We start from the raw sequence: 24,775 nt of genomic DNA on the forward strand, positions 1-24,775 counted from the left end.
CACGGGGACGGACGGGTGAACGGGTGGTCTCAGAGGCCGGTGCGGGCCCAGCGCAGGTAGGCGACCTCGTCGCGCAACCGGTGGCGGGCCGCGCGCACGACCGCCCCCGGCCGGGCGGCCCGGCCGCGGCGGCGCGCGAGGGCGTCCCACCGGGCGGCGACGAGCGGGGTACGACGCAGCGGCGCCGTCTCGAGCGCGTAGGCGCGCAGGTCGGTCAGCAGCGCGTCGTCGTCCCGGCCCCGGTCGACGGCGCGGGCGGCGTGCCGGAACGCCTCGTCGGCGAGGGTGTCGCGCCAGGTGTCCTCCAGCTCCGCGCGGTCGGGGAACCGGTCCCCGACGGAGGACAGCAGCTCCCGGAAGACCCGGCGACGCTCGACCAGGTCGACCATCAGCCCGGCGCCGACGGTGACGCTCATGCTGGCGTCGTGGTCGCGGTGCAGCGCCTGGTCGACGTCGTCGATGCGGCCCACCTGACCCAGCGCCGCGACCCGGAGGCAGAACTCCATGTCCTGGGCGAAGCGCAGCGCCTCGTTGAGCGGGCCGGCCTGCTCGACGACGGCGGAGCGGAACACCACCTCGGGAGTGGTCAGGCAGTTGACGCCGCGGCGGCACCGCTCCCGGACCCAGTCGCGCCCGTCCCAGACCGTCCACGACGGCCGGCCGACCCGCGCCCGCGGCGGGGTGACGGACGTGAAGTGGCGCGGGTGGCCGTAGACCAGGCCGAGGTCGGGGTGCTCCTCGACGAGCGCGGCGGCCCGGCTCAGCGCGCCGGGGGCGAGGAGGTCGTCGGCGTCCAGCCGGACGAGCAGCTCGCCCCGGGCCTCGGCGAGGCCGCGGTTGAAGGTGGCGACGTGGCCGAGGTTGCGCGGGTTGCGCAGGACCCGGACCCGCGGGTCGGCCGCCAGGGCCTCGCTCACCTGCGGCGTCGCGTCCGTGGAGGCGTCGTCCACGACGACGACGTCCACGGCGCAGCCCGGCTGATCGAGCGCGCTGGCCACCGCGGCGGGCAGGAAGCGCGCGTAGTTGTAGCTGGGGATCACGACGGTCGCGGTCGGCGATCCGCTCGGTGCCGACCGGGTCGGGCGGCCGCGCTCGACCAGCGGGCGCACGGTCGGGCGGTCGAGCAGCAGGGCGGCGCGGTCGAGTCGGGGTCGACGCCAGTCGGCCTCGGCCACCCAGTCGTGGAGACGGTCGCCGACGACGGTGGGGTTGAGCGTGGGGATCACAGCAGCACTCCTTGCGAGGCGGTCGGCACCGGGACGACGGGCGTGACCGGTGGCGCGGCGGAGGGACGGTGCCGGCGCAGCCAGGGCCACGCCAGCAGGAGGTAGACCGCGCCGCCGACCAGGCCGGCGCCCAGGACGTCGGTGCCGGGACCCGTGCCGGCGGCACCGGCGAGGGCTGCGACCGCCAGGGCGGGCAGGACGAGCAGGACCGGCGGCCACAGCGCGGCCGCGACCGGTCGCAGGTCCGCGCCCGCGCGGGCCACCGCCACGAGATAGCAGGGGGCGACGACCACGAGCCCGACCACGACGTGCGCCCAGCCGACGCCGACCAGGCCGCCGACCTGCAGGCCGATCACGACCGCCGGCACCAGCGCGACGAACCACACCACCTGGACGACGAGCGTGGTGGCCGCCCGCCCGCGGGCGAGCAGGTAGGTCGCGAACAGGTCGAAGAGGACGCGCAGTGCCCCGAAGAGCGCGAGCGGGACCAGGACGACGGACGAGCGGGCCCAGGAGCCGCCGTACACGAGGACGACGAGGGGGGTGGCGAGCAGGGCGAGGAACGCCCCGGTCGGGACGGCGAGCGCCCAGGAGAGCCGGACGCCGGTCGCCAGGGTCGGATCCGGGCCGCCGGCGCTGCGGTCGGCCCGGGCGAAGGCGGGCAGCGCGACCGAGCGGACCACCTGCCCGAGGACCGACATCGGCCAGGTCGAGATGTTGAAGGCCAGCACGTAGAGACCCAGCTCGACCCCGCCGAGCCCCCGGGCGACGACGACGGTGTCGATGCTCAGCAGCGCCCACGAGAGCAGGTTCGCGAGCGCGACGGGCAGGCCGAAGCCGACGGCGGAGCGGCCCAGCCGGCGGTCCAGCCCGAACCGGGGCCGCACCTGCGCGAGCCGGAACTGCAGCAGCAGCGCGAGGCCCTGGCCGAGCACCCGGCCGATCGCGATCGAGACGATCCCGACGTCGGCGAGCACCAGCGCGACCGTCACCGTCGTGCTGACGACCAGGTCGGTCAGGGCGACCGCGAGGAGCCGGCGCTGCTGGAAGCTGCGGACCAGCCGTGCGTAGGGGACGACGCCGAGACCGCCGAGAGCCAGGGTCAGGGCCAGGACCCGGACGGCCGGGGTGCTCGCGCTGCTGCCCATCGCGGTCGCGAGCGGGCCGGCCAGGAGCGCCATCAGCGCGGCGAGGACCAGCCCGGAGACCAGGCCGAGCGTGGCCACGGTCGGGGCCCGGCGCTCGGGGTCCTCGGACCGGACCAGGTCGGCGCTGAGCCCCAGGTCGGCCAGGGTCATCAGGACGGTCTGCACGGTGAGCGCGACGGCGTACGCCCCGAACTCCTCCGGGGAGAGCAGCCGCGCCAGCACGATCCCGACGCTGAGGGACCCGGCGCGCAGCACCAGGTTGCTGAGCGCGCTCCAGCCCAGGCCGCGGCGGACCGCTCCGGCGAGCCCGTGCTCGGTCGCGAGGTCGGTGGTCACGGGGCCACCCCCGGCTCCCAGGTCGACTCGTGCACCCCGAAGCGCAGCCGGGCCGCGGAGCGACCCGAGCCGTTGCTCCACCACACCTCGTCGACGCTGGTGCTGGCCGCGACGACCTGGGTCAGGGCGACGCACGCCCGGCCCCGGCGGCTCGGGGCGACGACCACCACCCGGGTGGGCTGGGTCCGCGCGAGCAGGCCGGCGAGCTCGGTCTCCAGCGCCCCCGTGCGCCACAGCAGGGTGCGCAGCCGGGAGCGCCAGCGCAGCCGGAGGCGCCGGTAGCGCGGGCGGAGCGCGGGGACCGGTCCCGCGGGACCGCGGTGGATCCGGAAGGGGCGCCCCTCCCCCGGGTCGACGGGGACGAGCGAGGCGCGGCGGCGCGGGTCCGCGGGGTACGCCGCGGCGAGCCGCGCGGCCCGGTCGGGCCGGTGCGCGGCCGTCTCGGCGCGGACCAGCAGCGCCAGCATGCCCGGGTCGGGCTCGCCGCCGATCGAGGTCGACATCTCCACCCCGCGGGCCGCGACGTCGGCCGCCGAGGCGGCCCGGCCGACCGCGAGCCGGCAGCGGGCCAGCTCGGCGAGCGGCTCGATCGCCGGGTGCAGGTTGGCCGCCCGCAGGGCCCGGACCTCGGCCTCGGCGACCCGGCCGCCGCGGCGCAGCTCGCCGGCCTCGGCGAGCAGGATCCGGTCCCGCCCGTCGGCCGCCAGCGTGGGCGCCTGCGTGCCCACCTCCAACGGCAGGAACGGGCCGCGGTGCCCGATCCGCGCCCCCGGGTGCTGTCGGCGCAGGTCGTGCCACTGGCGGACCTGGTCGCGCTGCGCCGCGGTGTGCCGCTCCAGGACCAGCGCGCGCCCGGCGGCGGCCAGGCGGGCGAGCTCGTCGGGCTCCTCGAGCAGGTCGCGGGTACGTCGTACCGCCTCACGAGGCTCGGCCAGCACGCAGTTGACCCCGTCGCGGAAGCCGGCCGCCGCCAGCGCCGCCGACGGCTCGGCCACCAGCAGCGCCCCGGCGGCCGGCACCTCCAGGTGCTTGCGCACCAGGTCCCGCGCGATGCTCCCGCAGGCCGGGACCACCTGGGAGGACTCCAGCTCGGCGACGTAGGCCGCGCCCGAGACCATCCGCGCGTCGGCGGCGCGGTCGAACCACCCCGCGTGCGGCGTACGACGGGTCGCGATCCCCGCCTGCTCAAGCTCGCGGGCGACCGCCACCCGCCACGGGTAGTGGGCCGCGTGGCTCCCGGTCATCAGCACCGGCACCGGCCGGCCGGCCGGTGGGAGCGGGTCGTCGCCGCTCGGCACCACGAAGTTCGGCCAGACCACGAGCCGCTCGGCCAGCGCGGGCGTGTAGGCGGCCATCGAGACCGAGGTCGTGAGGACCTGCTCGACCTCCCAGTGGTCGAAGTCGGCGATCGCCCGCGCCCGGGTCGGGCAGTAGGCGTCGGCGTGCAGGAAGCCGAGGCGCGGCACCTCGGGGCGGGCGGCCAGGCCGGTGATCGTGCGCGGGGCCGTGTAGACCCCGGACTCCAGGAGCGCGAGCGCCGGCTCGTGGCGGTCCACGAGCGCGGCGTAGTCCGCGTCCCCCTCGACCACCACGACCCGGAACCACTGCTCCAGGCAGCGGCGCTGGTCGGCGAGGTGCCCGCGGACGAACGCCGGCAGGTGGGCGGTGCCGGTGCGCAGGTGCAGCAGGGTCGGCCGCGCGCTCATCGCCGGGCTCCGGCGGTCGCGCGAACGGGCCGGGCCGGTACGCCGACCCAGGTCTCCCCGGCCGGCACGTCCTCCAGCACGACCGCGCCCATGCCCACGGTGGCCCCGGGGCCGACCGTCCGGCCGGGGTGCACGCTGGCGTTCATGCCGACGTACGCCTCGGCACCGACGTGCACGCCGCCGCCGAGGCTGACGCCGGCGCAGAGCGTCGCGTAGTCGTCGACCACGTCGTCGTGGGTGAGGGTGACCTGGGGCATCAGCACCACGTGCGCGCCCACCTGCACGTCGCTGGTCAGGCTCACGTGGGCGAGCACGACGCTCCCGGGACCGATCGTGCAGCTTGCCGGCACCGGTACGCCGGGGTGCACGAGCCGCGCGTAGCGGTCGGCCGTGACACCGAGCCGGGCCAGCCGCCCGACCAGGGTGCGCCGGGTGCTGCCCCGGCCCGCGCAGACCACGACCTCGCTGGTGGTCAGGTCGGCGAGCTGGTCGATGCCGCCGATGACCATCGCGCCGGTCGGGTCCCCGAGCCGTCGGCCGGCCAGGTCCCGGGCCCACCGGCGCGGGTCGTCGTCCACGGCCACGACGCAGTCGTGACGACCGGCCACATCGACCACCGTGAGCGCCTCGCGGGCCAGCCCGCCGGCCGCGACGAGGACCAGAGTCCTCATCGCCCCGCCCCCACCAGCACCTCGAGCACGCGCTGCTGCTCCGAGTCGGTCATCCGGTGGAAGAGCGGCAGGACCAGGGTGTGGTCGGTGAGCCGCTCGGTGACCGGGAGCGGCGCCCGACCGGTGTCCCGGCCGGCGTACGCCGGGTGCCGGTGGGCGGCCATGATCCCGCGCCGCGCGGAGATGTCGGCGCGGGCCAGGTCCTCCAGCACCTCGTCGCGGTTGCGCGGGTGGTCGGGTCGGACCTCGATCCAGAACGACTGGTAGCTGGTGGTCCCCCAGGCCGGGTCCGCGACCGGCCGCAGCCCGTCGATCCCGGCGAGGACCTTCTGGTAGCCCGCCGCGAGCACCCGGCGCCGGGCCACCATCTCGGGGAGTCGCCCGAGCTGGACCAGGCCGACCGCGGCCTGGAGGTCGGTCATCCGGTAGTTGAACCCGACCTCGTCGTACACCTCGGGCGGGGCGAGCACGCTGCGGTGCCGCTCGGCGGCCGAGACGCTCATCGCGTGCTCGCGCAGCCGCCGCGCCCGCGCGGCCCACTCCGGGTCGGACGTCGTGAGCATGCCGCCCTCGCCGGTGGTGAGCACCTTGCGCGGGTGGAACGACCAGGCGGTCAGGACGGCGCCCGCCCCCACCGGGCGGCCGCGGTACGTCGACCCCGCGCCGCAGGCCGCGTCCTCGACCACGACGATCCCCCGCGGGTCGCACAGCTCCCGGACCGACCCGAGGTCGACCGGTACGCCCGCCTGGTCGACCGCGACGACCGCCCGGGTGGCCGGGGTCAGCGCCTCGGCGACCGTGGCCGCCGTGACGTTCCCGGTGACCGGGTCGACGTCGCAGAACACGGGGCGCGCACCGACGTGCACGACCGCGTTGGCGGTCGCGACGAACGAGAAGGACGGGACGACGACGTCGTCGCCCGGCCCGATGCCGGCCACCACGAGGGCCAGGTGCAGCGCGGTGGTGCAGCTGGACAGGGCGACGGCGTGGTCGGCCTGCTGGGCCTCCCCGAACCGCTGCTCGAACTCGGCGACGCGGGGGCCCTGGGCCACCCAGCCCGACTCGATGACGGCGACGACGGCCGCGGCCTCCTCGGCCCCCAGCCAGGGCTCCATCACGTGCAGGCGGCCGGCCTCCCCGGTCACGACGCGACCCAGTTGCGGTCGTCGATGCGCTGCAGCATCTCGCGCGGCGTCCGGTCCTGGGCGGCGAACCAGTCGACCAGGTCGGCCAGGCCGGTGCGCAGGTCGACCCGCGGGCGCCAGTCGCAGAGCGTCCGCATCTGCGCGTCGTCGACGAGCAGCCGTCGTACGTCGCCGGGGCGGGCCTCGAGGTGCTCGGCCACCGGGCCGTCGTGCCCGACGAGGCCGTGGACGAGGTCCGCCAGCTCGTTGACCGTGACCTCCGAGCCGGAGCCGAGGTTGACCGTCCGGCCCACCACGTCGGGCGACTCGGCCAGGGCCACCAGGCCGGCCGCGGTGTCGCTGACGTGGGTGAAGTCCCGCGACTGCTCGCCGTCGCCGAAGACCAGTGCCGGCAGGCCGCAGAGCGCCCGCACGATGGTGCGCGGGATGACCTCGCCGCTGTCGCCCTCGAAGTGGCTGCGCGGGCCGTAGGTGTTGAACGGCCGAGCCACCACGACGGGCATCCCGTAGGTCCGGAAGTGGGCGCGGGCGTAGGCCTCGCCGGCGAGCTTGCCGGCGCCGTACACGGTCTCCGGGCAGGTCGGGTGGCCCTCGTCCATCGGCGCGTACTGGGCGGTGCCGTAGACCTCGCTGGAGCTGACGTGGACGAACCGGCCGACCCCCTCGTGCAGCGCCGCCTGCAGCATCGTCAGGCTGCCGGACGCGTTGACCCGGTGGTTCTCGACCGGGTCGTGCAGGCTGTGCCGGACCCCGAGACAGGCCAGGTGCAGGACGACCTCGGCGCCGGCCACGGCCGCGGCCGCGTCGGCCGGGTCGGCGACGTCGCCGACCCACAGGTCCAGCCGCGGGTCGTCGGCCAGGTGGGCGAGGTTCTCGCGGCTGCCGGTGGCCAGCGAGTCGAGGACGATCACCCGGGCGACCCCGGCGTCCTGCAGCAGGGTCGTGACCAGGTGGCTGCCGATGAAGCCGGCGCCGCCGGTGACCAGGACGCGGGCTCCGCGCAGGGTGCTCATCGGACGATCTCCAGCGGCCGGTCGAGGATCGCGACGTCGACCAGGGCACCCCGGGCCCGCAGGCTGGTGGCCGCGGCCTCGAGGACCGACAGCACCCGCAGTCCCGCCTCGCCGTCGGTGGCCGGCGCCCGCTCCTCGCGGATGCTGGCGGCGAACTCGTGGACCATCGCGCCCAGCGCCTCGCGCTCGGGCAGGGCCGGGGACCAGGTGTCGCCGAGCCGGTAGGACACCGACGCCGTACGACGGTCCGCGCTGTCCACCGACTGCTGGACCAGGTCCACGCCACGGTCGTAGACGCTGATCCGCTGCTGCGGGTTCAGGTCGTCCCAGACCAGGGTCCGCTCGCTGCCCCCGATCACCATCTGGCGGATCTTGGTGGGGCTGAGCCAGTTGACGTGCACGTGCGCCATCGCCCCGCCCGGCAGCGGCAGGCTGAGGTAGCCCACGCAGGGCCGGCCGGCCCCCACCGGGTCGGCCCCCTGGGCGGCCACGCCGAGCGGCCGCAGGCCCCCGGGCAGCACGTGGTCGAGCACCGACAGGTCGTGCGGGGCCAGGTCCCAGAAGACGTCCACGTCGGGCTGGACCAGGCCCAGGTTGATCCGCACCGAGTCGACGTACAGGATCTCGCCGAGGGCGCCGTCGGCGACCAGCTCGCGGATCTTCTCGACCGCCGGCGTGTAGCAGTAGGTGTGGTCGGCCATCAGCACGAGGCCCTGGCGGCGGGCCAGCTCGACCATCGCCCGGCCGGCCTCGACGCCGTCGGCCAGCGGCTTCTCGACGAGCACGTGCTTGCCGGCGCGCAGCGCCTCGACGGCGATCGGGTGGTGGGTGCGGGCCGGCGTCGCGATCGCGACGGCGTCGACGTCGTCGCGGGCGAGCACGTCGGCGAGCGAGTCGGTGACCTGGACGTCGTGCCGGCCGGCGACCTCGCGGGCCCGCTCCGGGTCGAGGTCGCACACGGCGAGCAGCTCCCAGTCGGGCGAGCGGACCAGGTTGCGGACCAGGTTGGGACCCCAGTAGCCGGCCCCCACGACCGCGATGCCGAGCGGTGGTCCGCCGTCGGTCCCGCCGGTGGCGGAGGGCGTGGACGGGTACGACGAAGCGGGCATCGGACGGGCTCCTGACGGGTGGTGGCCGGACAGTCCCATCGAAGGTCGCCCGGCTCCCGCCCGGGCGGGAGCCGGTGGTGTATCCCCTCAATTGGGGAGGGTCGCTCAGGGCGTGCGGAGGACGACGTCGACGAAGTAGTTCGTCGACCCCCAGCTCGACCCCGGGTAGCCGCTGCTCGCGCCGTACCGGTAGCGGCCGTTGCCGGCCGCGGGCGCGGTCAGCCGGCCGCGGGTCCAGGGGGCCGAGAAGAAGCCGCCGGTGACCGCGTAGTGCCCGTTCGGCGCGAAGTACGACGCCACGTAGGTCTGCCCGCCCGTCACCGGGTACGGCGTCGCGAGCTCGGCGGTCTGCCAGCCGGTGGCCGACTCGTCGGCGAAGGTGACCCGGGCCAGCGGATCGCCCGCGGCCGACCACAGGGTGCCGGTGTGCGTGCCGGTGTTGCCCGCGCCCTTGTAGAACCGGATCGCCGTGACGACCCCGTCGACCGCCGGGGTGAAGGCCACCCCGAGCTCGAGCGGGTCGCTCTCGCCGACCGCCGCGGTCGCCGGGGTGACGCCGGCGAACAGCGAGTCGTAGGTGACGGGGGCGGCCTCGGTGCGGAACGTCCACGACCCGTCGGGCAGCACGGCCCCGTCGACCGAGACCACGCCGGCGTGCTCGACGGTGACCGGGCGGTCCGCGGGCAGCGCGGCGGCGGGGGTGAAGGTCAGCCGCCGGGCGTCGCCGGACAGCTCCACGCTGCCCGCGACGGGTGCCCCGTCCACGAGGACCCGCAGCGTGGCTCCGCTGCGGATCGCCGTGCTGAACGCGATCGACGGCCGGACGCCGGCGCTCACCCCGGTCGCGCCCGAGGTCGGGGTCCGGGAGGTGACCGCGATCGTCGCCTCGTCGGGCACGTACTCGACGTCGGCGAAGTAGCTCGACGAGCGGTAGCTGAAGGTCGGGAACCCGCCGGCGGCGCCGTACAGGTAGCGGCCGTTGTCGCCGCCGGGGGCGACGAGCAGACCCGAGGTGACCGGCTGGGTGAAGTAGTCCTGGGAGTAGGAGTAGTGGCCCTGCGGGGCCAGGTAGGACACGACGTACCGCCGGCCGGCCAGGACCCGGGCCGGCGTCGACAGCCGGGCCCGCTGCCAGCCCTGCGGGGTCTCGTTCGCGAACGTCACCCGGGCCACGACGGCGCCGGTGTCGTCCCACAGCGTGCCCACGTGGGTGCCCCCGTTGCCGGTGCCCTTCAGGAACCGCAGGGCGCTGACGGTCCCGTCCCTGCTCGGCACGAACGCCGTCCCGAGCTCGACCGGGGACGACGAGTCGTCGCTCGGCACCTGGGGCAGCGCGTCACCGAAGATGGTCTGCGCCGCGACGCCGGGCGCCGCCGTGGTGAACGTCCAGGTCCGGTCGGCCAAGACCGCGCCGTCGTCCGAGACGACGCCCGTGAGGCGCACGGTCACGACGCTCGCCGCGGGCAGGGCCGCGCTCGGCACGAACGACAGCCGGGTGCGGTCGGCCGAGGACTCGAGGGCGCCGGCGACCGGCTGGCCGCCCACCGACGCGGTCAGCGACGCACCGGTGCGCACCGGCTCGCTGAACCACACCCGCACCGGGTTGCTCCGGGGCACGTCGAGCGCGCCGGCCGGCGGGTCCTGCGCGGTGATCTCGATCGCCGGCGCGCGCCGCTCGAAGACGACGTCGACCAGGTAGCTCGTCGACGACCGCTCCCCCGGGAAGCCCGCGCCGTAGGTGTAGCTGCCCGCCGTCGAGGACACCCGCAGCGGGGGCCGCGACAGGTTGGCCGCCGAGAACGCGCCGGGGGTCTGCGAGAAGCGACCCTCCGGGCTGCGGTACGACACGACGTACTCGGCGCCGGCGACGATCGTCACCGGCTGCGCCAGCACGAGCGTCTGCCACCCGGCGGCCGACTCGTCGGAGAAGGTGCCGGAGGCGAGCTGCTCGCCGGCCGCCGACCAGAGCGAGCCCACGTGCGGCCCGGTGTTGCCGGCCCCCTTGTGGAAGCGCAGCGCGGTGACCGTGCCGGCGACGTCGCTGGTGAACCGGGTCCCGACGCTGAGGGCCCGGGCGTCGTCGGCCTGCGAGGCCGGCGCGGTGTCCTCCGAGAACAGCGAGCACGGGCAGACGCCGGGCGCCCCCGGCGGGACGGCGCTCGTGAACGACCACGAGGCCGGGCCGGTGAGGGCGATCCCCTGCGGGTCGGTCCCCGCGACCGTGGCGGTGAACCGGACCCCGCCGGCCAGCGGCGCGGCCGGCGTGAAGGTGACGATCCGCGTCGCCGCGTCGTACGACGTGCTGCCGGCGACGTTCGCGCCCGTGCTGTCGACCAGCCGGACGGTCGCACTGGCCGGGCTCACCGGCCGCGAGTACCGGGCGGTGACCGTCGTGGAGCGCGGCACGCTCGTCGAGTCCGCGAGCGGGGCGCGGGTGAGCAGGGTGAGCGGCGAGCTGTCGGTCAGGGTGAACACCGGCTCGACGAAGTAGCCGGTGTTGCGGTGTGACGACGTGGGGAACGCGCCGGGGCCGCCGTACACGCCGGCGGGCGGGGCGCCGAAGCCGCCGCGGATCCGGAACGGCGCGCGCTCCCATGTCGCGGACGAGAAGGCGTCGGTCTGCGAGGCGTAGCGCCCCTGGGGCGCGGTGTACGACGCGACCAGCTGCTCGCCGGCCGAGACCGCGACCGGGGTCGCGAAGTCCACGCGCTGCCAGCCGGTGGCCGTCTCGCCGGTGAAGGTCGCCGTCGCGAGCCGCTCGCCGGCTGCGCTCCACAGCGAGCCGACGTGGGTGCCGCCGTTGCCGCCGCCCTTGTAGAAGCGGACGCCGGAGACGAAGCCGGCCTCGGTCGCGGTGAACCGGAGGCCGAGCTCGACCGCGCCGGGGTCGTCGGTGGTGGGGAGCGCGGGGGCGGTGGGCACCGCGGCGCCGTACACGGTGCAGGGGCAGGTGACGATCACCGAGCGGCTCGTGACCGCACCGGTGTTGGCGCTGTCGTCGGTGGCCCGGGCGCGGATGCTCTCGCTGCCCACCCCGCGCTGGACGGCGGTGTAGGACCAGGCACCGGTCGTGAGGTCGAGGCTGGTCGCCGGGTGCCAGGTGTCGCCGTCGTCGGTCGTGACCTCGACGCCGGCCACGCGGCCGCCCCCGGTGTCGGTGGCGGTGCCCGTCACGGTCAGGCTCGCGCCGTTGGCCCGGCTCGCGCCCGCGGCGGGGCTGGTGATCGTGGTGGTCGGACCGGTGGCGTCGCTCGACGCGGTGGCGGCCGTCAGGTCGCTGCTCAGGCTCCGCGGCTGGGCCCCCATGTCGGCGAGCAGGTTGACCTGCGCCTGCTGGATCCGCCGGTCGGCGGGCTCCGCGGCGTACGGGCTGTCGTGCTCCTCGTCCAGGCCCCACGTCCACTGCACGCTGCCGGCACTGAAGACCAGCGCGCCGCTCGCGGCGCGGTAGAGCGTGAGGTGGTGGGTCGTGGTGCCCGACACCACGGTGTTGCCGTAGTCGGTGAGGTACTCCGGGGTCGGCCCGGTCGTGGTCGAGAGCCGGATCAGGCCCGGGGGCCGGAAGCCGTTGTCGACGTCCTCGTTGGACTCGTAGCCGACGGTGTGCGGCGCGAGCGTGGCCGTCGTACCGGCGGCCAGGGAGGCCAGGGTGGTCCCCCGCCAGAGTCGTAGTCGGCCCTCGCCGGCGCTGACCTGGACGGCGAGGTCGTCGTGGTTGACCTGGTACTGGGTGCCGGTCACCGCGTTCTCGGGCCGGCCGCCGCCGTCGGCGGGCGCGGCGAAGCGCGGGTCGCGCCAGGTGCCGGTCCACTGCGGCGACGTCGCGTCGATCTTGGCGCCGCCGCGCCGGTCGTCGTCGCCCCATGTCTCCTTGTAGGACACCAGCGTCCGGTACGGCGTGTGGCTCGCGTCGGCGGACGGCTCGTAGCGGGTGCGCCAGTACATCTCGTTGCCGCTGAGGAACTGCAGGTGCACGCCCGCGTCCCGGGCCGCCTCGACGTTGGCCCGCTGCGCACCGCTCCAGTACTCGTCGTGACCGACGGACAGGAACGTCTTGTGGTTGCGCAGCAGGTGGCCGCGGCGGTCGGTGTCGACGCCGGCCTGGTAGCTGACGTCGTACCCGTTCTTCTCGAGGAAGCGGATCAGCGGGTACTCGTTGGCGAAGAAGAAGTCGCGACCGCCCGGACCCCCGCGGGTCAGCACCGGCCGGTTGTAGCTGATCTTGTAGGCCCGGCCGTTCTCGCCGCCGGTGTAGAAGTCCGAGCCGCCGTACTCGTTGTAGGCCTGCCAGGTCGTGTCGGACGTCTGGAAGACGACGTCGGAGCGGCTGGCGTCGTCGCGCACGACGAAGGTGATGTGGCTGGCCGCGCCGGTCGACGGGATCTCCAGACGGGCGACGTACACGCCGGAGACGGCGGTCGTGGGCACCTGCCACGAGGCGGAGACCCCCCAGGTGCCGCAGTCGTAGAGCTCGGTGTCGACGTCGGTGATGCACTGGGGCTGGCGCTGCGGCAGGGTCGCGGTGACCGGGACCGAGGTGATCCGCCGGGCGCCGGCGCCGTCGTAGTAGCCGATCCGGAAGATCGTCACCGTGTACGCCGTGGCGTCGGTGTCGATCTTGAAGTCCACCCGGTTGCCGACGTTGACGCTGATGTCGGTGGAGAAGCCCTGGATGTCCGGGCTGCCCGCGCCCTGACCCCACATGCCGTCCCAGTCGGCCCAGTCGGCGCCCTCCTGGCTGTTCTCGCAGGTGATCCGGTTGCCCTGCGCACCGCAGGGGTCGGCGGCGACCGCGGGCGGCGGGGTGGCCAGCGCCACCAGCCCTCCCGCGAGGAGGGCCAGCACGAGGACGAGACGGAAACGGGCGTGGGTCACGGTGGCACCTGCCTGCAGGAGGGGCTTCCACGGTCGCGGGCCCCGGGCCTCCGGGCCCGTCCGGTCCCGTCAAGTTCCCCGGAATCGGGTAGCGACCCCCGCTTCCGCCCCCGCGCCTTGCGGTCGACGGCTGGCATGGGTCCATGACCGTCACCGAGACCACCCCGCTCATCGACCCGAGCGCCGACGTCGACCCCCGGGCCGAGGTCGGCGCCGGGACCCGCGTCTGGCACCTGGCCCAGGTGCGCGAGGACGCCCGCCTCGGGCGCGACTGCGTCGTCGGTCGCGGGGCGTACGTCGGCCCCGGCGTCCGGGTCGGCGACCGCTGCAAGCTCCAGAACCAGGCGCTGGTCTACGAGCCCGCCGTGCTCGAGGACGGCGTCTTCGTCGGCCCGGCGGCGGTGCTGACCAACGACGAGTTCCCCCGGGCCGTGACCCCCGACGGCCGGCTGAAGTCGGCGGACGACTGGGACGCCGTGGGCGTGACGCTCCGCGAGGGGGCGAGCATCGGCGCCCGGGCCGTCTGCGTCGCCCCGGTGGTCGTCGGCCGGTGGGCCCTGGTCGCGGCCGGTGCCGTCGTGGTCGCGGACGTCCCCGACTTCGCGCTGGTCGTCGGCGTCCCGGCCCGGCGGATCGGCTGGGTCGGCCACGCGGGCGTCCGGCTGGAGGCCGACCCGGACGACCTGCCGGACGGCTGGCGCTGCCCGCGGACCGGCCGGCGCTACGTCGGGTCGCCGTCCGGCCTGGTCCCCGTGGATCCGCCCGTCGACCCGCCGGTCGATCCGCCCGTCGACCCACGCTGCGCATAGAGCGCGACCGCCCCGAGCTGGGAGTTCACCCCCAGCTTGCGCAGCACCGAGCGGACCTGGCTGCGGACGGTGGCCACCGCGACGCCGAGCTGCTCGGCGATCCCCGGGACCGTCTCGCCCCGGTAGAGCAGGCGCAGCACCTCCAGCTCGCGCGGGCTCAGCGAGCCGATGCGCCCCCCGATCTCGTCGCGGGTCCGCACGGCCTGGTGCCAGGTGTCGATCATGGACCGCCGCTGGTCGGGCGCCAGCAGGAGCGCCCCGCGCTCCACGGCCCGCAGCACCAGGACCACCTCGTCGAGGGTCACCGACGCGGGCAGCACCGTCGACGCTCCGCTCTCGAGCACCGCGCCCCAGAGGGCCTCCTCCTCGGTCGCGGCCAGGACGACCGTCGGCAGGTGCAGGTCCTCGATGAGCGCGCGCGCAGCGGCGAGCCGGGGCTCGCGGGCCAGATCGGCCAGGACCAGCAGCACGGTGGGACCGAGCTGCAGCATCCGGGCCGCCTGCCCCTGGCTGACCGGCCCCGGCGCGATGGTGGCACCCACCGCGTCCAGGCCCTGGCTGCGCAGCGCCGTACGCACCGCGTCGGCGACGAGCGGCAGGTCCGACAGGACGAGCACGCGCACGTCGGGCAGTGGTTGCTCCACCGCCTCGGCGGAGACGTCCGCCTCTCGGGGCACGTCGCACACGACCGACATCACCCTCCTCGGGGTCCGGAACGGCAGGCATCAGGACGAGCCCGGGACGGCGGGCGCTGCCCATCCTCCCGAGCCGCCGATCCGCCGAGGGGCGTCTGGTGGAGCAGGTCCCCGAGTTTGGGGACGGGCTCCCCAGTTGTGGGGATCGGGCCCCGCCACCCTCCGCCGCCGGGGCTCGCGTCCCTACCCTGCGGGGTGGGATCGGGGTCGACGGACCAGCGGGGAGATCGGAGGGTCTGCGATGAGCCCGTCGTCTCCCGGCCGCCGGCCGGCGCGGCTGGTCGTGGTCGAGGACCACGCACTGCTCGGCGAGTCCATCGAGCTCGCCCTCACCGCGGCGGGGTACGCCGTGGCGCACCTGGCCCCCGGCCCGCCTCCCCTCGCGGACACCATCTCCGCCGTCACCCGGCTGCGTCCCGACATCGCGCTCGTCGACATCGACCCCGGCCGGTACGGCGACGGACTGCGCCTGGTCGCCCCGCTGTCGCGCAACCGGATCACGGTCGTCGCGATGACCTCCTCCCCCGTCCGTGACCGGTGGGGCGAGGCCGTGCGGTACGGCGCCGCCAAGGTGCTGTCCCGGGCGCGACCGCTGGCCGACGTCCTCACGACCGTGCACCGGATCCTCGCCGACCTGCCCGTCATGTCGGAGGAGGAGCGGACCCGGCTGGTCGAGCTGGGCCGGCGCCGGCAGCTCGAGCAGCGCGACGTCCGGGCGCGTCTCGAGAGCCTGACCACCCGGGAGGCGGAGGTCCTCGGCGAGCTGATCGAGGGCCGTCCGGTCCGCGAGATCGCCACCGGGTGGGGGGTCAGCGAGTCGACCGTGCGCACCCAGGTCAAGGCGATCCTCACCAAGCTCGACGTGTCGAGCCAGGTCGGGGCGGTCGGACGCGCCCACGAGGTCGGCTGGCGGCCGCCACCGAGGTGAGCGGGAGATGCCCCATTTGCGGCATGCCCGGACCCCCCGCCGGTTCCTACGGTGAGCCCACCTCGCCCGGAAGTCATCATGGAAGGAACCGACCACGTGGCCGCGACGACCTCCCTCCTCACCCCTCGGCCCGTGCTGGCCGCCCCGCTCGCGCCGGAGCTCCCCGCCCGGGTTCGGGCGCTGCGCCCGAGCCCCGCGGTCGTCCGGGCGACCGACCTCCTCGCCGCGACCGCGGGGACCCTGCTCGTGCAGCTGCCGAGCCCTCCGCCCGAGCCCGCGGTGCTGCTCGGCGTCCCCGTCATCTGGTGGTTCCTGCTGACCGGGACCAGCGTCCCGCGGGCCGGCCTCCTGCTCGGCCTGGTCGGCACGCTCCTGGCGACGACCGGTCCGGCGGCGGTGCCGCCCGGGCGGATGCTGCTGCTCACTCTCGGCCTGGTCGCGGTCGCGCTCGGGACGAGGCGCCTGGCGGCGGCGGGCGGGACGCGGGTGGTGCTGGTCGGCGACCCGACCGCCCTCGACGCGGCGAGCACCGAGCTGGACCGACCCGGCTCGCGCTTCTCGGTCGTCGACCAGGTGCCGACCGGACCCGGGGCGGTGCTCGCCGCGGGTGCGCTCGCCGACGTCGCGGGGCACCGGTCGGCGGACGCCGTCCTGGTGCTGCCGGGGGCCGGCCTCGACGCGGCGGCACTGCGACGGCTGGGCTGGGAGCTGGAGGACCACGGCGTCGAGCTGTACGTCGGCACCGGCCTGCTCGACGTCTGCGCCGCCCGGACGTCGTCCACCCGGGCCGGCGGGCTCGGGCTCGTGCACGTGCGCCGCACGGTCCACGCGGGCCCGGGTCGGCTCGTGAAGGCGGTCGCCGAGCGGGTCGTCGCGGCGGGCTCCCTCCTGCTGCTCGGTCCGCTCCTGCTCGCCCTGCTGCTGGTCGTCCGGCTCAGCAGCCCCGGCCCGGCGCTGTTCCGCCAGACCCGCATCGGCCGCGACGGGCAGCCGTTCACGATGCTCAAGCTCCGCACCATGACCATCGGCGACGACCGCCCGCACACCGACCTCCTGGCCCGCAACGAGGTCGGCGGGGGCGTGCTGTTCAAGCTGCGCGAGGACCCGCGGGTGACCCGGGTGGGACGCGTGCTGCGGCGCTATTCGCTCGACGAGCTCCCCCAGCTCGTCAACGTGCTGCGCGGCGACATGGCGCTGGTCGGCCCCCGGCCGGCGCTCCCCCGCGAGGTCGAGGCGTACGCCGCCGACCCGCGCCGGCGCCTCGTCGTACGGCCGGGGCTGACGGGGCTCTGGCAGGTCTCCGGCCGCTCCGACCTGTCCTGGGAGGAGACGGTCCGCCTGGACCTCAGCTACGTAGACAACTGGTCGCTCGGCCTCGACCTCTGGATCGCCGCCCGCACGGTGCGGGCCGTCCTCGGGCACCGGGGCGCGTACTGACGGCCGACCCTGCGGCGCGTCCCTGTCCCCCGACGGTTAAGTCCTTTAGCGTCCAGATACTGGGACAAGGGACGAGGTGGCGATCTTCGGAGCACCGGAACGGGTCTGAACAGTCACCGAGCGACGGACGGGAGGGCGGACGATGGCGAAGCTCAGACCGCCCGCGGACGTCTGGAGCCGGTGGGCGACCCTGGCGGCCCTCACCCTGGTCGCCGCCCCGATGCTGGTCCTGGTCACCGTGGTGCCCGGCATGCAGAGCCTCGCCCGGCTCTCCGCCGTCTCCGGGATGTCGGTGTCCGTGCTCTGCCTGGTGGCCGCGCTGCTCTTCCACCTCCACTGGCGGCTCACCCGGGCCGACACCACGGAGTGGCTCGCCGCCGGCGCGGCCGTGCTCGCCTCCCACGGGATGGCCCTCGCGCTCGTCGAGCGCAGCCGGGCGGTCGAGGACCTGGCGCCGTACCGCACGGCGACGACGCTGACGGTCGCCCTGCTGCTCGCGCTGCTCGCGCGGCGGGCCACCTCGCCCCTGGCCCCGGTCGGTCCCGACCCGATGGCCGCGGGCCTCGGCCTCGGCCTCGCCGTCGCCACGCTCCACCTCACCCTCGCGTACGGCGGCCCCGCGTGGCCGCTCCCCCTCGCCGTCCGCGTCGCGTGCTCGTTCGTCATCGTCGGCACCGGGGTGGTCCTGACCCTGGGTCTGCCGCGGGTGTCGGCGCTGCCCCCGTGGGCGCAGGTGCGGCTGCAGCTGGGCGTGCTGGCCGTCCTGCTGCGCCACGGGCTCGCGCTGCACGGGGATCTCGACGGCCCCGCCGGCGACGTCGTCCTCGCCGTGGGGACGCTGGCGGGGATCCTGGGCGCGGTGCTGCTCAGCACCACGGCGCTCGGCCTGGTCCGCTGGGCGATCCGGGACCAGCAGCGGATGGTCCAGGCCCTGCGGAACCGGCTGGCCGCCCTCGAGCAGGACTCCCGCACGGACCGGGAGCGCATGCACGAGGTGCGGGGCACCCTCGCCGGCATCGCCAGCGCCACCGAGCTGATGACCAGCTCACCCTCGCTGGACACCACCGAGCGGCCCGAGCTGGTCCGAATGGTGGCCCACGAGGTGTCGCGGCTGCACCGGATGCTCCACGACACGGTGCCGTCGCGGCCGGTCGCGGTCTCCCTCGACGAGGTCCTCGCCCCGCTGGTCCTCCGGCACCGCACCCAGGGTCACGACGTCCGGTGGGAGCCGGACGGGCGGTGGGTGCTCGTCGTACCCGACGCGCTCGCGCACGCGGTCAGCGTGCTGCTGGCCAACGCCGACCGGCACGCCCCCGGCTCGCCCGTCGTCGTCCGGGTGACCGACGAGCCCGGCTGGGTCGTCATCCGGGTGAGTGACTCCGGTCCCGGGGTACCGGCCTCCGTGCTCGAGTCCCTGTTCGCACGAGGTGCCCGTGCCGGGCCTCGCCCCGGCAGCGGCCTCGGCCTCCACCTCGCCCGCCGGCTGCTCACGGAGGGCTCCGGCCGGCTGACCTACGACCCGTCGCACCGTCCGGGCGCGTCGTTCCTCATCGGCCTGCGCCACGCCTCCCCGCCCGACCCCGGTCCCCGAGGCAGCACGTGACCGAGCGCCTGCGCCTCGCCGTCCTGGACGACCACCAGCTGTTCGCCGAGACCCTCACCCTGGCCCTGGGGCAAGAGGGCTTCCAGACCCGGCGGTTCGCCGTACCCGAGCAGCCAGGGGCCACCGAGGACCTGCTGCGCGAGATGAACCGGTTCCGGCCGAGCATCGCGCTCGTCGACCTGTCCCTCGGGCGGTTCGGCAGCGGCCTGCGGCTGGTGCGCCCCCTGGTCACCGCAGGCACCGCCGTCCTGGTCGTGACGTCCGCTCCCCGCTCGCAGTGGGGCGAGTGCCTCCTGCACGGGGCGAGCCGGGTGATCGCCAAGACCGCGCCGCTGCAGGAGATCCTGGCCTGCGTCCGCGACCTGGGGCAGGGGCGCACGGTGATCGACCCCCAGGAGTACGCCGAGCTGGTCGGCGAGTGGCAGGACGGCTCCCGCGAGCAGGCCACCCTGCGGGCCCGCCTCGCGGGGCTGAGCTCGCGCGAGCAGGAAGTGCTGGCGCAGCTGATGGAGGGGCACACCGCCCGCGACATCGCCCACGAGTGGATCGTCTCGGAGGCCACGGTGCGGACCCAGATCCGCGCGATCCTGACCAAGCTGGAGGTCTCGTCCCAGCTGGCCGCCGTCGTCCTGGCCAACCAGGCCGGCTGGACGCTCGACCAGGACTGACCGGGTGGCTCAGCCCTCGGCCGCGGCGAGCTCCTGCTTCCAGACCCGGAAGGTCTCCTCGGTCCGGCCGCGGCGCCAGTAGCCCGAGATCGACGCATCCTGGCGCGGTACCCCCCGCTCCTTCAGCAGGTAGGGGCGCAGGCCGTGCATGGTCACCTGGGCCTCGCCGTGGGCGAACACCTGGACCCGCCCCTCACGCCACAGAAGCGCCCGCACGGCGCCTTCCAGGTCCCCGTCGAGCACCCACCGGACCTCGACGCCCGCCGGCCCGATCAACGGCTGGACGTGGTCGGCGCCGTACGCCTCGACGACCGCGTGGCCGACCGCGTCGGCCGGCAGCGCCTCCAGCGCGGCCCGGATCGCGGGCAGCCCGGCCTCGTCGCCGGCGAGCAGGTGCCAGTCGGCGGTCGGATCGGGCGCGTAGCCGCTCCCCGGCCCCCGGACCTCCAGCACGTCCCCGGGCTTCGCGGCCGCGGCCCAGGGCCCGGCGTACCCCTCGTCGCCGTGGACGACGAAGTCGATGTCGAGCGTCCCGGCGGCCACGTCGGGGTTCAGCGCGGTGTAGGTGCGGACCACCGGCGACTCCGGCGTACCGAGGACGAGCTTGACGTAGCGGTCGGTGTCGGTGCTCCCGGCGAAGGCCGAGAGGTCGTCGCTGCGGAAGCGGACCCGGACCATGCCGGGGCTGAGCCGCTCGGTGGCGGTGACGACAAGGGTGGTGCTGCTGGGCACGGAGGCTCCTGACGATCGGTGTTAGGGAAGCCTAACTCGCCCGTGTGTACGGAACCTGAGGCTCGGACGTCGGGCCGGGTCCGGCGCGCCTCTCCTCGGCATCAGCTCGTGGCGAGGAGGGCCTCGGCGATGGCGATGGCGCGTTCTGTCCCGTCCTTGACGGTGACCCCCTCGGCCATCACCGCGTACTTCTGGACGAGCACGACGAGCACTCGGTCACCGACGTGGACCACCAGGTCCGCCATCTGACTCCCTCGATCTCCGCGGTCGCGGACAGGGCCGGCGATCCCGCGACCGTCACCTCGGTCGTCGACGTCGACGCCGCAGGTGACCCGAGGCGAACGAGGTCGTCTTCGAGCCCGTCATGCTCGCTCCACACCTCGACCGTCGCCACGAGCCCGGTGCTCGGACTCAGGGCGAAGCAACCGTCGTCTCGACCGGGTCGGGCGGGCGTGGTCTCGCCCGGCTCGAAGGACCCGCCGGTGATGTCGGACAACTCCTCCGGGGTGAGCCGGTCGCACAGGTCGCCCCGCTCCACGGCGCCCAGTGAAGCGGCGTCGGGTCCGCCCTCGGCGGCACGGTCGTCAGCACAGCCGCCGAGCGCCAGCACGGCCAGTGCGACCACGCCCGACAAGGGCCTCGCTCTCCGCACGAACGCCTCCTCTCCGGGTCGGGACGACGCTTCATCTCCCGCAGACGCGCCTGCGCCCTGGCGAGGACCGCGCACTCGGCGGCAGTCCCCGCCGACGTGACGTGCTACCACCTGGTCGCGCCGTCGGACTCGGCCCGTCCCGTCAGCAGAGGACGGTCGTGGAGAACCATGATCTCGGATCGCATGACGAGGCACCGTGGGGAGGCTCGTCCTCACCGAGGGGACGACGTAGAGCCTGATGGCGCCGTCGACCGGCTCAGGACTCGTCCACGCAGGTCAGCTGCAGGAGGATCCGCCGTCGCCGGAGCCACCATGCCCACCGCCGTCCGACCAGCCCGCACCGCCGAGAGCGCCGCTCCAGCCGGCCGCGTGGCCGGCGCGACGGCGTACGTCGGGGTTACCTGGCACCAGGACGGCGTCGAGGAAGGCGGCCAGGACGACCACGGCCACCAGCCAGGCGAACACGGTGGCGCCGACCGCCATCCGGCCACCGTCGTTCAGCACGACCGTCGAGATCGCGACGACCAACGCCACGACCGCAACCGTGGCGAAGGTGAGCCAGGCTGTGCGGGAGTGCGGGGCGAGGCGACGCGTGAGGGTACGCACGCGGTCAGTGTGCGCCGGTTCGGGCGGGACCGCCAGAGGTTCACGCTGCTGAGGCTCATCGGCAGGGGCGCGCCCGTGGCCCTGAGCGGGCGGGCCGTCAGGGCTGCGGGGTGGTGGTGCCGGTGTGGTCGCGAACGAACGTCAGCCCGTTCGGACTTCGCCAGACGAACGTGGTGTCGTCGACCTTGTCGTAGCGCCAGCGCGTATGTGTCTTGGCGCGGTGATGTCGCCGACAGAGGGGTGCGACGTTGCAGTCGCACGTGGCCCCGCCGTGGGCGGCGGGCTCGCTGTGGTCGTGGTCGCAGGACCTGGCCCTGCGGCGGCACCAGGGGAAGACACAGGAGTGCTGGAGCAGGGCCTGGCGTTCCTTCAACCTGTCCGGGACCTCGTAGGCATCCACGTGGACGTGACCGGCAAGGTCGATCACGGGCTTGATGACGACCTGACTGTCTCCGTCCTGACACCAGCTCTTGACCTGCTCGACCGAGATCATCGATCGGGTGTTCTCGACGCGGGCGATGGCGGCGTCGGCGAGGTGGACGTGGACGACGACCTGACGGGGTCGTTTGCGGTCGGGGTCGGGTTCGGCGTTGAGGTCGAGGGTGAGCTGGCGTCGGGCGAGGTCACCGACGGCGATGGAGCGGCGTACGTCGAGGGAGAGGTCGGCGGTGATGGTGCCGAGGTGGGTCGCGCCGCGGGCGACCGCGTCCTCCAGATCCAGTGCGTCGACCAGGTCGAGGGTTCCGCGGACTTCGACGTGGCCGTCGTAGGAGACCTGCTGGGTGTCGATGTCGAAGTGCCGCACCTCGGCCGCATCCCGGGCCCGCTGCTGGGCTGCTTCGGGGTCGAAACGGGTGCGGGCTTCTTCGATGGTGCGGTCGAGTTGGGCGATGGAGATCTTGTGCGCGGTCGCGGCGACGTGAAGGTCGACGAACTCGGCGCCATCTTCGGGGAGGTCGATGGTCTCGGCGGCGATGCGGCGGGCCTTCCACACCGGGAGGTCGAGGGATTGGACGCGTTCGTAGACCCGTGGGAGTCGGTGGGCGAGCTCGACGGCGTGGCCGAGGTAGATCCGCCCGGAGTCCGACGACATCCCCAGCGCGGCGGAGAACTCCAGCACGGAGAACTCGGCGATCAGGGGTGCGCCGGGTCCGGCGATGGCCATCTCGTCCTCACAACCAGGGATCCACACCGCTGCCGCATCCTGCAGGGAGCCGGTGGAGTGCATGCCGGCCCAGGCGACCGCAGCAGCGAGCTGGTTCGCGGCCGCGCGCAGCTCGTCTCGTCGCTCGAAGCGCACGTACGACAGCACCGCCGAGGCGGTGTCGCAGTCGTCGAGGTCCCGAACCATGCCCACATCCTAGTCGAACAGGTGATCGAATGCGAGGGTTGTTCACAGCCTTGTTCGAACGGTCGACCCCAGGTGACCGAAAGCTAGAAGCAGGCTCGTGATGGCCCTTGATCACCGCGGACGGTGAGCCCCCTTGTCTCTGTAAATGTCTTTGAACCGGCCTGGTGCCAAGCGCAGACGGCGCGGCAGGGACCGGCCTACCGCGAGGTCGCTTGCTGGCTGCGGGGGTCTCGACGGGCGCTCAGGACTTCGTCCTTCACTGCTCGACCACCGGCGGCGGGGACCGGCGGCAGCTACCGGCGGCAGGGCCCACCTACCTGAGGTCGCTTGCTGGCTGCGGGGGTCTCGACGGGTGCTCAGGACTTCGTCCATCGCTGCTCGGCCGCCGGCGGCAAGGGTCGGGCGGATCAGCTCGAGGTGCGCTCGGCGTACGCCGTGGCGGCGGAGTGGACGGCGTCGACGTAGGTCTGGGCGTGGTTGTAGGAGAAGATCGCGTCCGCCCAGCCCTGGCCGGTGGTGAGGTCGTGGCCGTCGGCGCAGAGGTAGCGGGCGGCGGCGTAGGCGGCGTCGTCGAGGTCGTTGGGGTCGCTGACCCCGTCACCGTCGCCGTCGGAGCCCCAGGTGTCCCAGGTGGTGGGGATGAACTGCATCGGGCCGACCGCGTGGTCCCACCGGTCGTTGCCGTGCCACAGGGTGCTCTCCGGCGTGGCCGGGATGGCGGCGAAGCTGCCGGACCCGTCGAGGGCCGGACCGAGGATGCGCGAGGAGGAGTGGCCGTCGGCCTGGAGGACCCGGTCGCCGATCGTGCCGTGCTGGGACTCCACCCAGCCGATGCCGGCGAGGGTCGTCCAGCCCAGCGAGCAGGACTTGTCGACCCGCAACTGGGCCGTGGCGTAGGCGCGCAGCGCCGGCTCGGGCACGCCCGAGGCCTCGGCGTTGGTGGCGAGCCAGCCCGCGTCGACGACCGGGACGCCGACGGGCTCCCCCGCGGGCGCGACCGGGGCCGCCGCCTCGGCCGGGACGGGCGCGGCGACGTACGCCTGCTGCTGAGGTACGTCGATCTCGGCCGGGGCGAGCAGGGTGAGCGAGGCGAGGTAGCCGAGCCCGGCCACGGCGACCAACAGGGCCGCCAGCAGGCCGATGAGTCGGGCAGGACTCACCCGAAACGACCGTTGACGTAGTCGTTCGTGCGCTGGTCCTGCGGGTTGGAGAACATGGCAGCAGTATCCCCGTGCTCGACGATGACGCCGGGGGTGCCCTGGGCGGCGAGGAAGAAGGCGCAGGTGTTCGACACCCGCGCGGCCTGCTGCATGTTGTGGGTCACGATGACGATGGTGACCTCCTTCGCCAGCTCGAGCATGGTCTCCTCGATGACCCGGGTCGACGTCGGGTCGAGGGCCGAGCAGGGCTCGTCCATCAGCAGCACGCGGGGCTTGATGGCCAGGGAGCGGGCGATGCAGAGCCGCTGCTGCTGACCGCCCGAGAGGCCGCCGCCCGGGGCGTCGAGGCGGTCCTTGACCTCGTTCCAGAGGCCACCGCGGACCAGGCAGTACTCGACGAGCGCGTCGCGGTCGGACTTGGACGCCTTGGCACCGGTGAGCTTGAGGCCGGCGAGCACGTTCTCGCGGATGGACATCGCGGGGAACGGGTTGGGCTTCTGGAACACCATGCCGATGCTGCGCCGCGCGTCGGTGAGCTTGCGCTGCGGGTCGTAGATGTCGTCGCCGTCGAGCAGCACCTCGCCCGCGAGCTGGGCCGACGGCACCAGCTCGTGCATGCGGTTGAGGATGCGCAGGAAGGTCGACTTGCCGCAGCCGGAGGGGCCGATCAGGGCCGTGATCTGGCCGGCGGGCATGTTCAGCGAGACCCGGTCGAGCACCTTGCGCTCACCGAACCAGGCGGTGATCTCGCGGGCGTCCAGCGCGGCGAGCGGCCGGGTGGGCGGCACGGCGACGTACGCGTCCTCGACGGCGGGGATCTGGGTGGTCGGGGCCTCGGGCAGCGTGCTCATCGGGTTCTCTCAGGGTTGGTACGACGGGGAGCGGGTCCGGGCCCGGGACGCGGA

General features: G+C 74.8%; 20 protein-coding genes. 5 read left to right on the forward strand and 15 right to left on the reverse strand.

All coding sequences use genetic code 11. From position 1 onward, the window contains the following. Positions 1 to 29 precede the first annotated feature (29 nt). The 8 genes from V7S47_RS06765 to V7S47_RS06800 all read right to left on the reverse strand — a co-directional run bounded on the left by V7S47_RS06765 (position 30) and on the right by V7S47_RS06800 (position 13,229). The gene (locus V7S47_RS06765; protein ID WP_336560852.1) at positions 30 to 1,226 is read right to left on the reverse strand and encodes a glycosyltransferase family 2 protein; all 1,197 of its coding nucleotides are present in this window, start codon (positions 1,224 to 1,226) and stop codon (positions 30 to 32) included. Continuing rightward, entirely contained in the window at positions 1,223 to 2,710 is a 1,488-nt protein-coding gene (locus V7S47_RS06770) for an oligosaccharide flippase family protein (RefSeq protein WP_336560853.1), read from the reverse strand. The genes V7S47_RS06765 and V7S47_RS06770 overlap by 4 nt, the downstream gene beginning before the upstream one ends. After that, the gene (locus tag V7S47_RS06775; protein ID WP_336560854.1) at positions 2,707 to 4,416 is read right to left on the reverse strand and encodes a glycosyltransferase; all 1,710 of its coding nucleotides are present in this window, start codon (positions 4,414 to 4,416) and stop codon (positions 2,707 to 2,709) included. The genes V7S47_RS06770 and V7S47_RS06775 overlap by 4 nt, the downstream gene beginning before the upstream one ends. Then, positions 4,413 to 5,087 (reverse strand): acetyltransferase, encoded by a 675-nt coding sequence (locus tag V7S47_RS06780; protein ID WP_336560855.1) that lies wholly within the window; start codon positions 5,085 to 5,087, stop codon positions 4,413 to 4,415. Before V7S47_RS06780 ends, V7S47_RS06775 begins: the two co-directional genes overlap by 4 nt. Further along, positions 5,084 to 6,232: a DegT/DnrJ/EryC1/StrS family aminotransferase gene (locus V7S47_RS06785; RefSeq protein ID WP_336560856.1), complete on the reverse strand. Its 1,149-nt coding sequence runs from the start codon at positions 6,230 to 6,232 to the stop codon at positions 5,084 to 5,086. Before V7S47_RS06785 ends, V7S47_RS06780 begins: the two co-directional genes overlap by 4 nt. Further along, entirely contained in the window at positions 6,229 to 7,245 is a 1,017-nt protein-coding gene (locus tag V7S47_RS06790) for a dTDP-glucose 4,6-dehydratase (protein ID WP_336560857.1), read from the reverse strand. The genes V7S47_RS06785 and V7S47_RS06790 overlap by 4 nt, the downstream gene beginning before the upstream one ends. Then, complete coding sequence (locus tag V7S47_RS06795; RefSeq protein ID WP_336560858.1) at positions 7,242 to 8,354, reverse strand: Gfo/Idh/MocA family protein; 1,113 nt, start codon at positions 8,352 to 8,354, stop codon at positions 7,242 to 7,244. Before V7S47_RS06795 ends, V7S47_RS06790 begins: the two co-directional genes overlap by 4 nt. Before the next feature lie 105 nt (positions 8,355 to 8,459). Further along, on the reverse strand, positions 8,460 to 13,229 hold the full coding sequence (locus V7S47_RS06800) for a DUF4082 domain-containing protein (RefSeq protein ID WP_336560859.1): 4,770 nt from the start codon (positions 13,227 to 13,229) through the stop codon (positions 8,460 to 8,462). Between the two features lie 143 nt (positions 13,230 to 13,372). On the opposite strand from V7S47_RS06800, the gene V7S47_RS06805 reads away from it, so the two are divergent. Beyond that, complete coding sequence (locus V7S47_RS06805) at positions 13,373 to 14,038, forward strand: acyltransferase (RefSeq protein ID WP_336560860.1); 666 nt, start codon at positions 13,373 to 13,375, stop codon at positions 14,036 to 14,038. Here V7S47_RS06805 and V7S47_RS06810 read toward each other — a convergent pair. After that, positions 13,951 to 14,733, reverse strand: coding sequence for a helix-turn-helix transcriptional regulator (locus V7S47_RS06810; RefSeq protein WP_336560861.1), 783 nt, complete (start codon positions 14,731 to 14,733; stop codon positions 13,951 to 13,953). The two genes, V7S47_RS06805 and V7S47_RS06810, sit on opposite strands and share 88 nt — an antisense overlap. Positions 14,734 to 14,974: 241 nt before the next feature. On the opposite strand from V7S47_RS06810, the gene V7S47_RS06815 reads away from it, so the two are divergent. The 4 genes from V7S47_RS06815 (at position 14,975) to V7S47_RS06830 (ending at position 19,369) form a co-directional block, all read left to right on the forward strand. Next, positions 14,975 to 15,661: a response regulator transcription factor gene (locus V7S47_RS06815; protein WP_336560862.1), complete on the forward strand. Its 687-nt coding sequence runs from the start codon at positions 14,975 to 14,977 to the stop codon at positions 15,659 to 15,661. 78 nt (positions 15,662 to 15,739) lie between these two features. Then, complete coding sequence (locus tag V7S47_RS06820; protein ID WP_336560863.1) at positions 15,740 to 17,098, forward strand: exopolysaccharide biosynthesis polyprenyl glycosylphosphotransferase; 1,359 nt, start codon at positions 15,740 to 15,742, stop codon at positions 17,096 to 17,098. Between the two features lie 142 nt (positions 17,099 to 17,240). Then, complete coding sequence (locus tag V7S47_RS06825) at positions 17,241 to 18,701, forward strand: sensor histidine kinase (protein ID WP_336560864.1); 1,461 nt, start codon at positions 17,241 to 17,243, stop codon at positions 18,699 to 18,701. Next, on the forward strand, positions 18,698 to 19,369 hold the full coding sequence (locus tag V7S47_RS06830; protein WP_336560865.1) for a response regulator transcription factor: 672 nt from the start codon (positions 18,698 to 18,700) through the stop codon (positions 19,367 to 19,369). Before V7S47_RS06825 ends, V7S47_RS06830 begins: the two co-directional genes overlap by 4 nt. Positions 19,370 to 19,378: 9 nt before the next feature. Here V7S47_RS06830 and V7S47_RS06835 read toward each other — a convergent pair whose 3' ends face one another. The 6 genes from V7S47_RS06835 to V7S47_RS06860 all read right to left on the reverse strand — a co-directional run bounded on the left by V7S47_RS06835 (position 19,379) and on the right by V7S47_RS06860 (position 24,721). Further along, positions 19,379 to 20,101: a siderophore-interacting protein gene (locus V7S47_RS06835; RefSeq protein WP_336560866.1), complete on the reverse strand. Its 723-nt coding sequence runs from the start codon at positions 20,099 to 20,101 to the stop codon at positions 19,379 to 19,381. A gap of 101 nt (positions 20,102 to 20,202) precedes the next feature. Next, complete coding sequence (locus V7S47_RS06840; protein ID WP_336560867.1) at positions 20,203 to 20,346, reverse strand: hypothetical protein; 144 nt, start codon at positions 20,344 to 20,346, stop codon at positions 20,203 to 20,205. Between the two features lie 683 nt (positions 20,347 to 21,029). Beyond that, the gene (locus V7S47_RS06845; protein WP_336560868.1) at positions 21,030 to 21,359 is read right to left on the reverse strand and encodes a hypothetical protein; all 330 of its coding nucleotides are present in this window, start codon (positions 21,357 to 21,359) and stop codon (positions 21,030 to 21,032) included. A 97-nt stretch (positions 21,360 to 21,456) separates the two neighbouring features. Beyond that, entirely contained in the window at positions 21,457 to 22,710 is a 1,254-nt protein-coding gene (locus V7S47_RS06850; protein ID WP_336560869.1) for an HNH endonuclease, read from the reverse strand. 407 nt (positions 22,711 to 23,117) lie between these two features. Continuing rightward, complete coding sequence (locus tag V7S47_RS06855; protein WP_336560870.1) at positions 23,118 to 23,870, reverse strand: lytic murein transglycosylase; 753 nt, start codon at positions 23,868 to 23,870, stop codon at positions 23,118 to 23,120. After that, on the reverse strand, positions 23,867 to 24,721 hold the full coding sequence (locus V7S47_RS06860) for a phosphate ABC transporter ATP-binding protein (protein WP_090858623.1): 855 nt from the start codon (positions 24,719 to 24,721) through the stop codon (positions 23,867 to 23,869). The genes V7S47_RS06855 and V7S47_RS06860 overlap by 4 nt, the downstream gene beginning before the upstream one ends. Positions 24,722 to 24,775: the final 54 nt, after the last annotated feature.

It is taken from the genome of Nocardioides sp. CCNWLW216, assembly GCF_037120545.1.
In the GTDB taxonomy this organism is placed as follows: domain Bacteria; phylum Actinomycetota; class Actinomycetes; order Propionibacteriales; family Nocardioidaceae; genus Nocardioides; species Nocardioides lianchengensis.